This is a genomic window from Streptomyces sp. NPDC051105, from assembly GCF_040682795.1.
Taxonomy (GTDB): domain Bacteria; phylum Actinomycetota; class Actinomycetes; order Streptomycetales; family Streptomycetaceae; genus Streptomyces.
On the sequence record NZ_JBFBBR010000006.1, the window covers coordinates 469,787 to 483,299 of the forward strand.

Annotated in this window: 17 protein-coding genes and 1 pseudogene; 11 read left to right on the forward strand and 7 right to left on the reverse strand. The window is 70.6% G+C overall.

All coding sequences use genetic code 11. The annotated features are described in order from the left end of the window. Positions 1 to 102 precede the first annotated feature (102 nt). Positions 103 to 249: pseudogene (locus AB0N16_RS18465) on the forward strand (zinc-binding dehydrogenase); the annotation flags it as partial. A gap of 10 nt (positions 250 to 259) precedes the next feature. Here AB0N16_RS18465 and AB0N16_RS18470 read toward each other — a convergent pair. Then, entirely contained in the window at positions 260 to 757 is a 498-nt protein-coding gene (locus AB0N16_RS18470) for a MarR family transcriptional regulator (protein WP_365797830.1), read from the reverse strand. Between the two features lie 99 nt (positions 758 to 856). Between AB0N16_RS18470 and AB0N16_RS18475 the strand changes: the two genes are divergently transcribed. From AB0N16_RS18475 to AB0N16_RS18485, 3 genes are all read left to right on the forward strand, one after another. Further along, positions 857 to 1,822 (forward strand): zinc-binding alcohol dehydrogenase family protein, encoded by a 966-nt coding sequence (locus AB0N16_RS18475; RefSeq protein WP_365797831.1) that lies wholly within the window; start codon positions 857 to 859, stop codon positions 1,820 to 1,822. A gap of 70 nt (positions 1,823 to 1,892) precedes the next feature. Continuing rightward, positions 1,893 to 2,537, forward strand: coding sequence for a site-specific integrase (locus tag AB0N16_RS18480; protein ID WP_365797833.1), 645 nt, complete (start codon positions 1,893 to 1,895; stop codon positions 2,535 to 2,537). Further along, positions 2,492 to 2,869, forward strand: coding sequence for a hypothetical protein (locus tag AB0N16_RS18485; RefSeq protein WP_365797835.1), 378 nt, complete (start codon positions 2,492 to 2,494; stop codon positions 2,867 to 2,869). Before AB0N16_RS18480 ends, AB0N16_RS18485 begins: the two co-directional genes overlap by 46 nt. Before the next feature lie 118 nt (positions 2,870 to 2,987). Here the strand turns inward: AB0N16_RS18485 and AB0N16_RS18490 are convergent, their stop codons facing one another. Continuing rightward, a complete protein-coding gene (locus AB0N16_RS18490; RefSeq protein WP_365797837.1) occupies positions 2,988 to 3,395 on the reverse strand; it encodes a (2Fe-2S) ferredoxin domain-containing protein in 408 nt (135 codons plus the stop codon). Next, positions 3,392 to 5,368 carry a heavy metal translocating P-type ATPase gene (locus tag AB0N16_RS18495; RefSeq protein WP_365797839.1) on the reverse strand — a complete coding sequence of 659 codons (1,977 nt, stop codon included), beginning with the start codon at positions 5,366 to 5,368 and terminating at the stop codon, positions 3,392 to 3,394. Before AB0N16_RS18495 ends, AB0N16_RS18490 begins: the two co-directional genes overlap by 4 nt. Positions 5,369 to 5,458: 90 nt before the next feature. Here AB0N16_RS18495 and AB0N16_RS18500 point away from each other — a divergent pair, with 90 nt between their 5' ends. Further along, positions 5,459 to 5,848, forward strand: a complete 390-nt coding sequence (locus tag AB0N16_RS18500) for a metalloregulator ArsR/SmtB family transcription factor (protein ID WP_365797841.1) — start codon at positions 5,459 to 5,461, stop codon at positions 5,846 to 5,848. On the opposite strand, the gene AB0N16_RS18505 is transcribed toward AB0N16_RS18500, so the two are convergent. The 4 genes from AB0N16_RS18505 to AB0N16_RS18520 all read right to left on the reverse strand — a co-directional run bounded on the left by AB0N16_RS18505 (position 5,845) and on the right by AB0N16_RS18520 (position 8,399). Beyond that, positions 5,845 to 6,177: a class I SAM-dependent methyltransferase gene (locus AB0N16_RS18505; RefSeq protein WP_365797843.1), complete on the reverse strand. Its 333-nt coding sequence runs from the start codon at positions 6,175 to 6,177 to the stop codon at positions 5,845 to 5,847. The two genes, AB0N16_RS18500 and AB0N16_RS18505, sit on opposite strands and share 4 nt — an antisense overlap. Next, positions 6,174 to 6,437 (reverse strand): hypothetical protein, encoded by a 264-nt coding sequence (locus AB0N16_RS18510; RefSeq protein WP_365797845.1) that lies wholly within the window; start codon positions 6,435 to 6,437, stop codon positions 6,174 to 6,176. Before AB0N16_RS18510 ends, AB0N16_RS18505 begins: the two co-directional genes overlap by 4 nt. An 82-nt stretch (positions 6,438 to 6,519) precedes the next feature. After that, positions 6,520 to 7,257, reverse strand: coding sequence for a flavodoxin family protein (locus AB0N16_RS18515; RefSeq protein WP_365797847.1), 738 nt, complete (start codon positions 7,255 to 7,257; stop codon positions 6,520 to 6,522). Positions 7,258 to 7,493: 236 nt separating this feature from the next. Continuing rightward, positions 7,494 to 8,399 (reverse strand): LysR family transcriptional regulator, encoded by a 906-nt coding sequence (locus AB0N16_RS18520; protein ID WP_365797849.1) that lies wholly within the window; start codon positions 8,397 to 8,399, stop codon positions 7,494 to 7,496. Positions 8,400 to 8,551: 152 nt separating this feature from the next. Here AB0N16_RS18520 and AB0N16_RS18525 point away from each other — a divergent pair, with 152 nt between their 5' ends. The 6 genes from AB0N16_RS18525 (at position 8,552) to AB0N16_RS18550 (ending at position 13,399) form a co-directional block, all read left to right on the forward strand. Then, entirely contained in the window at positions 8,552 to 9,391 is an 840-nt protein-coding gene (locus AB0N16_RS18525) for a 3'(2'),5'-bisphosphate nucleotidase CysQ (protein WP_365797851.1), read from the forward strand. Between the two features lie 55 nt (positions 9,392 to 9,446). Then, positions 9,447 to 10,043, forward strand: coding sequence for an NAD(P)-binding domain-containing protein (locus AB0N16_RS18530; RefSeq protein WP_365797853.1), 597 nt, complete (start codon positions 9,447 to 9,449; stop codon positions 10,041 to 10,043). Positions 10,044 to 10,736: 693 nt separating this feature from the next. Next, positions 10,737 to 10,940, forward strand: a complete 204-nt coding sequence (locus AB0N16_RS18535; protein ID WP_004986771.1) for a cold-shock protein — start codon at positions 10,737 to 10,739, stop codon at positions 10,938 to 10,940. Between the two features lie 180 nt (positions 10,941 to 11,120). Next, on the forward strand, positions 11,121 to 12,656 hold the full coding sequence (locus AB0N16_RS18540; protein WP_365797855.1) for a DEAD/DEAH box helicase: 1,536 nt from the start codon (positions 11,121 to 11,123) through the stop codon (positions 12,654 to 12,656). Positions 12,657 to 12,803: 147 nt separating this feature from the next. Beyond that, complete coding sequence (locus AB0N16_RS18545; protein ID WP_365797912.1) at positions 12,804 to 13,037, forward strand: CBS domain-containing protein; 234 nt, start codon at positions 12,804 to 12,806, stop codon at positions 13,035 to 13,037. A 47-nt stretch (positions 13,038 to 13,084) separates the two neighbouring features. Continuing rightward, complete coding sequence (locus AB0N16_RS18550) at positions 13,085 to 13,399, forward strand: SCO5918 family protein (RefSeq protein WP_365797857.1); 315 nt, start codon at positions 13,085 to 13,087, stop codon at positions 13,397 to 13,399. Positions 13,400 to 13,513 lie beyond the last annotated feature (114 nt).

Sequence of the window (13,513 nt, forward strand, 5' to 3'; positions counted from 1 at the left end):
CCGCATGCCAACGAGGACACGGGCCCTGCGCCACTTCCGTCCGTAGGTGCTCCGGCGAACGGTGCACTCTTCTCCCCGAAAAGCGCCTCGGCTCAGACCTATGTGGCCGGCCATGTCACCTCGGGTTAACTGCGCCCGGTGATCGACCGTGTGTACCCGCTCGCGGACATCGCCGCGGCGCGCCAGGCGTTCGAGCGCTGCGGCGTCGTGGGTAAGCACGTGGTGACGGTGCCGCGCAGCTCGGTCTGAGGGAATCCGGTCAGCGGGGTGTGGGGCGCGGGTCGATGCCTCGGCCATGGGCGTCGGCGGTCACGATCCGGGTCGCCATCCGGGACAGCCGCGTCCGGTCGGCTTCGGACAGCGGCTCGGCACACCTCTCGATCCGCTCGGCGAACTGCGCGGCGATCTGCTCCACGAGCTGCCGGCCCGCGTCGGTGATCGACACCTGGAACGAGCGGCGGTCGACGGTACTGGCGGTGCGGGTGACCAGACCCCGGCGCTGTGCGCGGTCCACCAAGCCCGTGATCGAGGACTTGTCGAGGCCGAGGTGCCGTCCCAGCTGGTTCATGGTCGGTTCCCGGTCCCGAAGTATCCCGAGCAGCCGCGTCTGGGTGATCGACAGGTCGTACCGCCCCGCGATCTCGGCCAGGCCGTTCTGCACCAGGAACGACAGCTGGGCCAGTGCGTCGACCAGCCCAAGGTCCTCACCTGGGGGCGGCGTTGCGTGCGGGGACGGCGGGTCCTGGGGTGACGTCATATCCCGATTCTACTTGCAAAGGTACGTGACACCTACTAATTTAATTTGGGTCGCGTACCAAAACCTTTGCGTCGCGTACTAAGTCTGAGGAGTGCCTCCATGGACATCCACGCCGCCGTCGTCAGCTCGTTCGGCAGCCCGCCCCGCTACGAGCCCTTCGACCTGCCCGCCCCGGCTGACGAGGACCAGGCACTCGTCGACGTCCTCGCGGTGGGCCTGCACCCCCGCGTGCGTACCGGCGCGTCCGGCAGCCACTACACCAGCACCGGCAAGCTGCCGATGGTGCCCGGCGTCGACGGGGTCGGCCGGCGCGCGGACGGCCGCCTGGTGTACTTCGTCGCCGATGACGAACTCGTCGGACCGATGGCCACCCGGACCGTCATCGACAGCCGCCACAGCATCCCGCTGCCCGACGGCGCGGACGCCGTGAAGATCGCCGCGGCGATGAACCCGGCCATGTCGTCCTGGGTGGCGCTGCGCCGCCGCGTCCCGATCGAGACCGGCCAGTCGGTACTGATCCTCGGCGCCACCGGCAACGCCGGCCGGATGGCCGTCCAGGTCGCCAAGCGCCTCGGTGCGGGCCGGGTCGTCGGCGCCGGCCGCGACCAGGGCCGCCTGGCAACCCTGCCGGGAATCGGCGCGGACGCGACCGTCGCGCTCACCGACGACGCCGACGCCACCGCCGCGGCCCTGGCCAAGGAAGCCGCCGAGGTCGACCTGGTCATCGACTACCTCTGGGGCAAGCCCGCCGGCGAGGCGATCATGGCACTGCTCCAGGCCCGCGCCGACCGCAGCCGCGCCCTGAACTGGATCCAGATCGGCGCCATGGCCGGCCCCACCATCGAACTGCCCTCCGTCGCACTGCGCTCGGCGAACTTCCGGCTCCAGGGCAACGGCCAGGGCGCCGTGTCGACGAGGACGTACCTGGAGGAACTGCCGTCCCTCGTCGACGAGATCGAGGCCGGAGGTCTCACGGTCACCGCCGAGGCGGTACCCCTCGCAGACGTCGAAAGCGCCTGGACCGCGTCCGAGGTCCCGGGCGTGCGCACCGTCCTGGTGCCCTGACTCCGGGCGAGACCGCCACGCAGTTCGTACCGGAGTTACCGAAGAGCGTCTACTGCCGCAGGCACAGTCAGTGGAAGGGCTGCGCGAATCGAATCCGGTGGGCCGCGGGCGGTACACGCCTGGTCGGCGTCCGAGTGGTCAGCGGGGGCTGGTGCCGCGGTTTTCCAAGCTGCCCTGGATCCCGAGTGAGCAGCAGTGGCTGGACCTGCTGGAGGTCGCGCGGCGTGAGCCGGTGCGGAACCGGGTGATGCTGGCGCTCGCCTACGACGCTGCGCTGCGCCGGGAGGAGTTGTGCTTGCCGCGCATCAGTGATCTGGATCCGGCACACCGGACGGTACGGGTGCGGGCGGAGACGACGAAGAACCGGCTGGAGCGTGTGGTGCCGTACTCCGCGCCGACGGGCGTGCTGCCGGCCGACTACCTCGCCCGTCGGGCGGCGATCAGCCGGGCCCGGGGGCCGCTTTCCTTGTCGGAGTCGCGGCGCAACCAAGGTCAGCCGCTGAGTCTGTGGATGGGGTCGAAGGTGGTGCGCCGTCTCGCGCTGACGGCCAGTGTCGAACGGTTTTCCACCCACACCACCCGGCATCTGTGCCTGACCGATCTGGCACGGATGGGCTGGGAGGTGCACGCATCGCCTCGTTCGCCGGGCACCGCCACACCGACACGACCTTGCGGTACATCCACCTCTCCGGCCGGGACCTCGCCGAGAAGCTGAAGAACGGGATGGACCACATTCACGCCTGGCGGGTACGGATGCTCGCCGCCGCGATCACGCCGAACGACATGCGGGAGGAGCCGCGCGATGACGACGGCTGTTCGGACTGTGGGCGCCGAGGGAGGCTGGCAGTGTCCTATCGACCTGCGCCGCTAGACCGCTCGCCCGTGCTGTCGAAGGCGGAGCAGCGTGCAATTCGCGAGCTGGGCGTGCGGCACCTGCGCCGGCTGCGCCATCGCGACCCGGATGCTCCGCAGTGGGCCGAGATCGGGCGGCTCCTGCAACCGCTGCAGGATGTCAACGCCAGCTTCGACACGCCGTCCAGCATGTAGGCGCGGCGGGCCATGCACGACGCGGCCGCCGTGCTGCTGCTCAGGTCTGCGGACGGGTGCCGGACCTTCCGGGGCTGGAGCGAGGTGCGCAGGGCCGCCGACAGCCGGTGACCACGCTCTACTCGTCGTGGAGTTCGCCTTGCACGCGGCGCGAGGGGCGGAAGGCGTAGAGATCGAGGATGGTCGGCGGGTCAGCGAGGCCTGGTCCGCCCTCCCTGATCCAGGCGGTGATGTCGGTCGTGGCGTCGGGGTCGTTGACCAGGCCGAGCCAGACGGGGCGGCCGCCGTTGCTGCGGCCTTCGGCGGAAGGCTGGACGACGATGACGTTGGCGCGCTCGCACGCGGTCAGGCAGTTGGTGACCCGTACGGTCGCCACGCCGGCCAGCTGTTGGCGAAGGGCGCGGAGTTGGGCGGTGTGGTCGAGGCCGGGGGTCTTGGGGGTGCCGCAGCAGCAGCCGCGGCAGACCGTGACGGTGGGCTGCGCCGCCCCCGGCGCGGTGGCGGCACGGCGGGCGCGTTTGCTCACGCGGTGTCCTTGGTGAGTCGGGGCCAGGCGGCCTCGCGCAGCAAACGCAGGCCGTTGAGGCCGACGATGACGGTGGAGCCCTCGTGGCCCGCGACGCCGAGCGGTAGGGGAAGGGCGCCGATCAGGTCCCAGACGACCAGGGCGGTGATGAAGGCCCCGGCGACGAACAGGTTCTGTATGACGAGTCGGCGTGCGGTGCGCGAGAGCTGGACGATGGAGGGGATGGCGGCCAGTTCGTCGCGTACGACGACGGCGTCGGCGGTCTCCAGGGCGAGGTCGGAGCCGGCCTTGCCCATTGCGATCCCGGAGTGCGCGGCGGCCAGCGCGGGTGCGTCGTTGACCCCGTCGCCGACGACCAGCACGCGATGCCCTTCGGCTTCCCACTCCTTCACCGCGGCCGCCTTGTCCTGCGGGAGCAGCCCGGCACGGACCTCGGTGATGCCGGCCTCGGCGGCCAGGCGTCGTGCGGCGCGCTCGTTGTCGCCGGTCAGCAGCACCGGGGTGCGGCCGGTGAGACGGGTGAGGGCGGCGACGGTGGCAGCCGCGTCCGGGCGCAGCCGGTCTGCGATCCCCAGCACGCCCGCCGGCACCCCGTCGCGCAGCACCACCACGGCGGTACGACCGGTGTCCTCCAGCTCGGCCACCGCCTTGCGGCGGGACTCGGGGAAGGTGTCAGGGAGCAGATGGGCAGGCGAGCCGACCTGGACGGTGTGGCCGTCGACGGTGGCGGTGACGCCCTGTCCGGGGGTGGAGATGAAGTCGTCGGCCTCGGCCAGGAGCAGGTTCCTGTCGCGTGCGGCCGTGACCACCGAGCGGGCCAGCGGGTGCTCGCTGGGGTGCTCGGCGGAAGCCGCCAGCCGAAGGAGCGCATCGTCGTCCAGGCCGCTGCCGGGCAGGGGCTGCAGGTCGGTGACGCGGGGGGTGCCTTCGGTGAGGGTGCCGGTCTTGTCCAGGGCCACGGTGTCGATCTGCCCAAGGCGCTCCATGACGACGGCGGACTTGGCGAGCACGCCGCGGCGGCCCGCGTTGGCGATCGCGGAGAGCAGCGGGGGCATGGTGGACAGGACCACCGCGCACGGCGAGGCGACGATCATGAACGTCATGGCCCGTAGCAGCGCCGACTGCAGCGTGTCGCCGAAGGCGAGCGGGACGGCGAACACGGCGAGGGTCGCCAGGACCATGCCGATCGAGTAGCGCTGTTCGACCTTCTCGATGAACAACTGGGTGGGGGCCTTGGTCTCGGAGGCTTCCTCGACCATCCTCACGATGCGGGCGATCACCGAGTCCGACGGGTCCCGCTCGACCCTCACGCGCAGGACGCCGGTTCCGTTGACGGTGCCGGCGAACACCTCGTCACCGGCCTGCTTGGCCACCGGCAGCGGTTCGCCGGTGATGGTGGCCTGGTCGACGTCGCTGGCCCCGTCGAGGACCCGGCCGTCGGCGCCGACCCGCTCGCCAGGGCGGACCATGATGGTGTCGTCCAGCGCCAGCCGCCCGGTGTCGATGCGCTCCTCGGTGCCGTCCGGGAGCCGCCGGGTGGCGGTTGAGGGTGCGAGGTCGAGCAGGCCGCGCACGGAGTCCGCGGTGCGGACGGTGGCGATCGCTTCCAGGGCGCCGGAGGTGGCGAAGATGACGATCAGCAGCGCGCCGTCGAGGATCTGCCCGATCGCGGCGGCCCCGAGGGCGGCGACGACCATCAGCAGGTCCACGTCCAGCGTCCTGGCCTTCAGGGCCTTCAGGCCCTCCAAGCCCGGCTCCCAGCCGCCGCTCGCATAGGTTGCGGCGAACAGCGTTCCCCACAACCACGCAGGCCCGTCGAGCAGGTAGACGGGCAGGGCGAGCAGGAACAGCACCAGGGCTGCGAGCGCCCATCGGGCCTCGGCCAGCGCCAGCACGCGCGTGCGGCGCCGGGGCAGGACAGGCCGCGGGGCGCCGGTGGGCAGCACCGGCCGCAGGTCCAGGACGGAAGACATGACAAAGCAACCCTTCTCGGGCAGGAGCAATACCTCCACCGTACAGGAACATGTGAACAGGTCTTCAAATGTCGTCAGTATGATGAGGTCATGGGCCACGGACGCGTCACCACAGCCAACAGCGCCACCACCCGCGAGCGCCTCGATGCGGTCGGCACCGCCGACGTCGCCGCCACCCTCCAGGCCCTCGCCACGCCCTCCCGGCTGCATATCCTGGCCCGCCTCCAGGAAGGCCCCTGCTCAGTCGGCGACCTCGCCGACGCCGTCGGCATGGAAGCCTCAGCCTGCTCCCACCAACTACGCCTGCTGCGCAACCTCGGCCTGGTCACCGGCGAACGCCACGGACGCTCGATCATCTACGCCCTCTACGACAACCACGTCGCCGAACTCCTCGACCAAGCCCTCTACCACGTCGAACACCTGCGCCTCGGCGTCCGCGACGTCCCGGCTGTCCGACCCGAGCCGGTCGCCGCTGACTAGGACATCCCACGCCACTGCGATTGCATGGCCACGGCGGTGGTCAGGGCGACCGCGCGAGGTGTGATGTCGACCCCGAGGGCGAAGACTCCCTGGCTCAGGAGTGCTCTGCACATGCGGCCCGGGCCGCAGCCGATGTCGATGACGGGGCCGGCGCAGCGTTCCAGGACCGTGTTGTCGGCCGCCGTGGGCTGCTCGTGCCAGCGGTGGACGGGAATCCGGATGCGGCGCCCCTCGTCCAGCCGCAGGTACACCGGTTCCCGGCCGGGGCGCAGGGCGAGTGCGTAGGGATCCTCGTCGGCGTCGTACACATCGTCCTCGTCCGTTGTCACGGTGCTGTGCCGTGCCCGGCAGGGGGCCGGCTCTCGTCGTCGCCGGGCCGGCGCCCGCGGCGCAGTCTCACCGCGAAGGCGACCGCGGAGGCCGCGAAGAGCACGCCGGTGATCAGGAGCCATCGGCCGAGGTAGACGTCGTAGGACAGCCCGGTGCCACCGGGGTAGGGGCCCGCAGGCCGGAAGACGAGGGGGAACCAGACGAGCAGGAGCAGACCGGACAGGAAGGTGGGGACGCGCAGGTGGTTGATCCACGGCACCGCCGTTCCGGCGGTCGCGCGATGCCGCAGTACGGAGACGCTGCTTTCGGGCTGCGCGCGGCTGCTCCGGCCACTGGTGTCCCTACCGGTGTTCGGGGTTCTCGTAGTCGTGGCGGCAGCCGGCGTCCCAGGCCGTGCGCTGGTTGCCGTAGGCGGGGATGCCCCCGAGGTCCTTCAGCGCGCGGGCAAGGTGGAGCAGGTTCCAGGTCATGAAGGTGGTGTTGCGGTTGGTGAAGTCGTTCTCCGGGCCGCCGGAACCGGGGTCGAGGTAGGAGGGCCCTGGGCCCGCCTCGCCGATCCAGCCGGCGTCCGCCTGGGGAGGGATGGTGTAGCCCAGGTGCTGGAGGCTGTAGAGGACGTTCATGGCGCAGTGCTTGACGCCGTCCTCGTTGCCGGTGATCAGGCAGCCGCCGACCCGGCCGTAATAGGCATACTGGCCCGCTTCGTTGAGCAGGCTGGAGCAGGCGTAGAGGCGTTCGATCACCTGCTTCGTCACGGAGCTGTTGTCGCCGAGCCAGATGGGGCCGGCCAGCACGAGGATGTCGGCCGCCATGACCTGCCGGTACAGGTCGGGCCAGGCGTCCGTCTCCCAGCCGTGCTCCCGCATGTCGGGCCAGACCCCGGTCGCGATGTCGTGGTCCACGGCCCGGACGACGTCGACCTGCACTCCCTGTGCGTCCAGGATGGCGGTGCTGCGGTCGATCAGCCCCTGGGTGTTGCTGGTCTCCGGGGAACGCTTGAGAGTGCAGTTGATCACCAGGGCGCGCAGGTCGTCGTACCGGGCCGGCGGCGCGTCGGTGGCGGGCGACGAAGCGGTCACACGATCCTCCTGAAAGGCCCTGCCGTCGCATGACGCGCGGCGAGTCGTCCATATCCGGGGTCCAGCGTGCGAGTCACCCGCGTCAGGTGCCACAGCAGTGCCTCCGAATGGCCTCGACCGCATCCGTCCGCTGTGGTGCGGTCTCCGGGTTCGCGGTGGCCCGGCGGCCTGCTGCGGTCGGCCGAACCCCTGACATCCCGAGGGTCCGTCCTCTGCCCTCGTGTCCTCTCATCGCGTCATCGCGTCATCGCGCTGGTCAGCGCGGTCCGTGCCAGCTCGCGTAGCCAGATGTGTGCGGGGTCGGTGTCATAGCGCTGATGCCATGACAGGTACACCGGGGCCGGCGGCAGGTCGAGCGGGAGCGGGAGCAGTACCAGGCCGAGATCCGCGGCGGCCGAACGCGCCGTGGATTCGGGGCCCGTGACGAGGAGGTCGGAGCCTCGCACGAAGTCGAACGCGGCTCTTTCGGTGGGCGCGGTCGCCACCACGCGTCGGGTGAGGTCCAGCCGCGCGAGAGCGTCGTCGAGCACGTTGCCGAGCCTTCCGCGCCGCGAGACGGTGATGTGCTCGGCCGCGGCGTACCGCGCGGCGGTGACGTCCTTGACACGGGTGAGCGGGTGTCCCCGCCGTACGACGATGACGTGCTGTGTCTCGGCCACCCGGTCGGCGCGGATCTCGGGTGCGGTCGGGCGGTCCGCGTTCGCGGCGAGGTCGACCTCGCCGCGGCGCAACTCGGGTGTGTCGATGCTCGATTCCGCGATGAAGCGCAGCCGCACACCCGGTGCCTGCTCACGCACGGCAGCGAGAAGCGCAGGGCCGCTGAGGGCGACGAGTGCGTCGTGCCAGCGGAGGGTGAAGGTGCGCTCCAGCGATGCGAGGTCGAGTTCACGGCTCGGCGCCAGCACGCCCCGGACCTGCTGGAGCAGGTCGTGCACCTGTTCCCGGACGGCGATCGCGTACGGCGTCGGGGTCATCGTGCGCCCTGTGCGTACCAGGATCTGATCCCCCGTCGTGCGGCGGATCCGGCCGAGGCTGCGGCTCATCGCGGGGGCGGTGACGTGCAGGCGGTCGGCGGCGCCGGCCACGCTGCCTTCCTCCAGGAGAGCGTCGAGCGCGGCGAGCAGATTCAGATCCAATTGCATGGGAGTCATCCTAGTCGTGCTTTACATGCACTTGAAGTTAACGATGGTCGCTCCTACCTTCGAGATGCGGGCGCAGCAGAACCCGGTTCCCGCCTGGTTGGCCTCGCCTCGATCGCCGCCTCAATCACCCTTGCTCAGACGGGAGTACCGCCATGCCCGAGTCGATTCAGAACATCGGTAGTACCGCAGCCGCCGACTCCGCGGCCACCTCCGACGCCGACCTGCTCGCACAGACCGCGATCGCCGTGCGCGCTGCGGGCTCGGCGCTGCGGGAGCGCTTCGGCGACGTGGTCCGCTACCAGAGCCGTGAAGAGCTGATGCGCGCGCTCGCCGCCAACGACGACACGGCTCTCGGCATCCTGCGCCCCCGCCTCACAGCCCTGCGCCCGGACGCCCGCTGGGTGGAGGACGAGCTGGCGGGCGGTGCTCTGCCGTCCGGCGAATGGTGGGTCGTGGACCCGGCCGAAGGCAACGTCAACCACCTGCACGCCCTGCCGGAGTGGGCGGTGACCGCCACCCTGGTGCGCGAGAACCAGCCGGTGCTCACCGCGGTCCACCTGCCGTTGACCGGGGAGACCTACACCGCGCTCACCGGCGCCGGCGCCCACCTCGATGATCGGCCGCTGCACGTGTCCCGGACCACGGACCTCGGCCTGGGCATCGTGGCCACGAGCCAGGCAAGGCCGGACGAGGACGAGAAGGTCGTACGGCGCGTCGGTTCCTCGATCACCGAGATGCTCCTCGACGCGCTCGTGGTGCGGACATCCGTGCCCGCCACCCTGCACCTGCTGAACGTGGCCGCAGGCCGGATCGACGCCTTCTGGCAGTTCGCCGGGGCCCGCGCGGACCTGCTTCCCGGGGCGCTGCTCGTCGCGGAGGCCGGCGGACGGGTCTCCGACGCCGAGGGCCGCCCCTGGACCCCGGAGAGCGAGAGCTTCCTGGCCGCGGCATCCGGCGTGCACGCCGATGCGGTCGCCACGCTCTCCCGCTGACCCCTCACCCCTGACCACTCGCGAGAAACAGAAAGACCAGGAGGACCGGTTCAGCATGAGCAACATCACCGTTCTCGGCGGCGGCCGCGTCGGCGGCGGTCTGGCCACCGCCCTCACCCGGGCCGGGCACGAGGTGACCGTGGCGGACCGCTCGCCGGGCGCTGCCGCCGATGCCGTCCGCACAGCACAGATCGTCATCAACGCCACGCCGGGCGCGGGCTCTCTGGATCGGCTCGTCGCACTGCGCACGGAGCTGCGGGGCAAGATCCTCGTGGACGTCTCCAACGCCACCGTCGACGGACCGGACGGACTGCCCGCCGACCTGCTCTACCCCGGCTCGAGCCTCGCGGAGCAACTCCAGGAGGCGCTCCCCGAGACGCGCGTCGTCAAGACGCTCAACACGATGCTTCACTCGGTGATGACCGCGCCCGCCACGCTCACCCAGACGCCAACCGCGTTCCTCTCCGGCAAGGACCCGGAGGCCAAGCAGATCGTCCGCGGGCTTCTCGTGGACCTGGGCTGGCACCAGGAGTGGATCACGGACCTGGGCGGGATCGAGACCGCGCGGGCTACCGAGGCCGCGATCCTGTTCGTACCGCACGTGATCCGGTCCAGCGGATTCGCACCGTTCGCGATCTCGATCGCCCGCTGATCCGCACAGCCGTGTCCGCGAACCGCTCACCCGTGTCCGCGAACCGCTCACCCGTGTCCGCGAACCGCTCACCCGTGTCCGCGAACCGCTCACCCGTGTCCGCGACGAGTTCCGCTTCCGTGGTCTTCGCCGCACAGTGCCGGTTTCAGCCCTTTACGGCGAAGGACTCGATGTAGGCCAGGGCCCCGTACAGCGCGTCAATTAGGGGTGCGGACTCGCCGGCCGCCTGGTCCAGCAGCGCTCCGCCCTGGCAACGCGGCACGCCAGCACCGGGTCGCCCAACGTGTTCCGGACCGCTTCCCGGTCTGCCGGAACCGCCGTGTGGCATTCCTCTCGCTGCTGGGGTCTCGGCGTGTTCGTCGGCATGTCGTCAGCCGATGGCCACGGCAGCCGCGCCCAAGCCGTCGAAGGAGGTCACGGCCCTGCGAACGGACAGACTCGACGGCAACAGTGTGGCCCGGGAGAGCAATTCCTGTGGTCGGGAAGTGAGATATCGACACGGCGCACGAGAAATATTCCTGAGGTGGGAGACGGCCGGGAATTGTTCACCGCGTGGGGTCGCTCACGGCGTGCTACTGTCAGTATCAGTTGCAGGTGTGGTTGCCAGAATTGTTTTTCCGGCGGCTGATCATCACGGCGACACGGAAAGCGCACAGAGCGTATTCCTGACACCGTCTCCGAAGGAGAAACAAAATGGCTACTGGCACCGTGAAGTGGTTCAACGCGGAAAAGGGCTTCGGTTTCATCGAGCAGGACGGCGGCGGCGCCGACGTCTTCGCCCACTACTCCAACATCGCCGCCCAGGGCTTCCGTGAGCTGCTGGAAGGCCAGAAGGTGTCGTTCGACATCGCGCAGGGTCAGAAGGGCCCGACGGCCGAGAACATCGTTCCCGCGTGACGCGTCGGCACTGACGCATACTTCGCAGCTGGGGCCCGCACCTTGGGGTGCGGGCCCCAGCTCGCTTCGTTTTCAGGGCGATTCAGCCCTGTTTTTTTTCGGCTCGTTCTCGCGATTCTCTGCGCCGTTCGTTTACTGCGGAAATTCCTTGATACGCGCCCACGTCGAGGAAGGTTCCCCATGAACAGCGCACGCACAACTCGCACACGCACGACTCGCACACGCACAACTCGCACATACGACCGCTTCGGAGGAAGTGCTGCCGGCGGCCGCTCCGGTGCTCAGAGCCGCTCCAAGGGAAACGGGAATCGGCGGGCCGTACAGGGTGAGTTCGCCCCGCCGGAGACGACCACACCGGCGTTGCCCGCCGTCGAGTCGTTCGCCGATCTCGCCATGCCGACGCCGTTGCTGGCCGCGCTCGGCCACGAGGGCGTGACCGTACCGTTCCCCATCCAGGCGGCGACCCTGCCGAACTCCCTGGCCGGCCGTGACGTACTCGGTCGTGGCCGTACCGGGTCGGGCAAGACGCTCGCCTTCGGCCTCGCGGTAATGGCCCGCACGGCAGGCCGGCGCGCCGAACCACGGGAGCCGCTGGCCCTGATCCTCGTCCCCACCCGTGAACTCGCCCAGCAGGTCACCGACGCGCTCACCCCGTATGCCCGCGCCGTCCGGCTGCGGCTGGCCACCGTGGTCGGCGGAATGTCGATCGGCAGGCAGGCGAGTGCGCTGCGGGCCGGGGCCGAGGTCGTCGTCGCGACACCGGGACGGCTCAAGGACCTGATCGACCGGGGCGACTGCCGACTGCGGGACGTCGCCGTCACCGTCCTGGACGAGGCCGACCAGATGACCGACATGGGCTTCATGCCCCAGGTCACCGCCCTGCTCGACCAGGTGCGGCCGGAGGGCCAGCGGATGCTCTTCTCGGCGACCCTGGACCGTAACGTGGACCTGTTGGTCCGTCGCTACCTGACCGACCCGGTGGTCCACTCCGTCGACCCGTCGGCCGGTGCCGTCACCACGATGGAGCACCACGTACTCCACGTGCACGACGCGGACAAGCACCGGACGACCACCGAGATCGCGGCACGGGACGGCCGGGTCATCATGTTCCTGGACACCAAGCACGCCGTGGACCGCTTGACCAAGCACCTCCTCAGCAGCGGCGTCCGCGCCGCCGCCCTGCACGGTGGCAGGTCCCAGCCGCAGCGCACCCGGACCCTGGCTCAGTTCAAGGACGGTCACGTCACGGTGCTGGTCGCCACCAACGTCGCGGCCCGCGGCATCCATGTCGACAACCTCGACCTGGTCGTCAACGTGGATCCGCCCGGCGACCACAAGGACTACCTGCACCGTGGCGGTCGTACGGCCCGTGCGGGGGAGTCCGGCAGCGTCGTCACCCTGGTGACACCCGGCCAGCGCCGCGACATGAGCCGACTGATGGCCTCGGCCGGCATCACCCCACGCATCACTCCGGTGCGCTCGGGTGAGGCGGAGCTGAGCCGCATCACCGGCGCCCAGGCGCCGTCCGGTGTCCCGGTCGTCATCACCGCTCCGGCCGTGGAGCGTCCCCGCCGCACGTCTTCCCCGTCCCGTGGCCGTCAGGGCCGCACCGGCCAGGGCCGCACCGGCCAGGGCCGCACCGGCCAGGGGCGGCCCGCCGGCGCGGCGGTGCGCCGCAGGGCAGAGCGGCGCACCGCCGTCGACTCGGCGGCCTAGGCCCAGCACGACCCCGGAGCCGCAGCGGTCTCCCCAGGCCGCAATGGCCACCAAGCCGACCAACCCGCACCGCAGGAGGCATTTTTGACGCCCACGCAGACGCAGTGCCGCACGGCGGAACCCGCATCGACGACCGTGGTCGACGGCATGGAAGGGTACGGGCCCCGGGTCTGTGACGACATGACCGTCGAGGTGGCTCTGGCCGTCATGGCGGGTGCACGTGTCGAGTACCTGACGGTGTGCGACGGGGACGACCAGAGCACGGGTTCGATCACTCTGGCCCGGCTCGCCGTTCTCCGTGCCAGTTCCACGTACACGGACCGCATCCGCCTGCGGGACGTCCTCGGCAGCCGGCTCCGGCCTGTTCCCGTCCGCGGCTGATCCACCCCGCCCGGGTCAGTTCCTTTCCGTCATGCCTGGGAGGCATCATGCGTTGTGTCATCGCCCGGTACCCGTTCGACCTGACCAAGATCGGGGTGCTGGCCTCGATGAAGGGCGTCAAGCCCGAGCTGGTCACGGGCGCGTCCGTGACCATCGGCCGCCGCCGCTACCCCGTCAAGCAGGTGGGCCAGGTCATTACGGGGCAGGACCGCCGTGACTTCACCGGCGGTGAAGTCACCCGGGCCATGGCGGGCCTCGGCTTCACCTGCCACGATGGCCCCGAGGCCGCGCCCGTGAGCGTTCCCCTTCCGCTCCGGAACCCGTCGGCACTGCCCGACGGCGCCTGCCCTGTGGGGGTGTGAGGACGGGCGGGTAACCGCCCTCAGGATCCCGGTGGGGGGGGGGGGGGCCGCGGCGCCCCGCCGACCCCCCCCCGGGGGCGACACCCCCGCGCCCCCCAATAGCGCGCCGCGGGG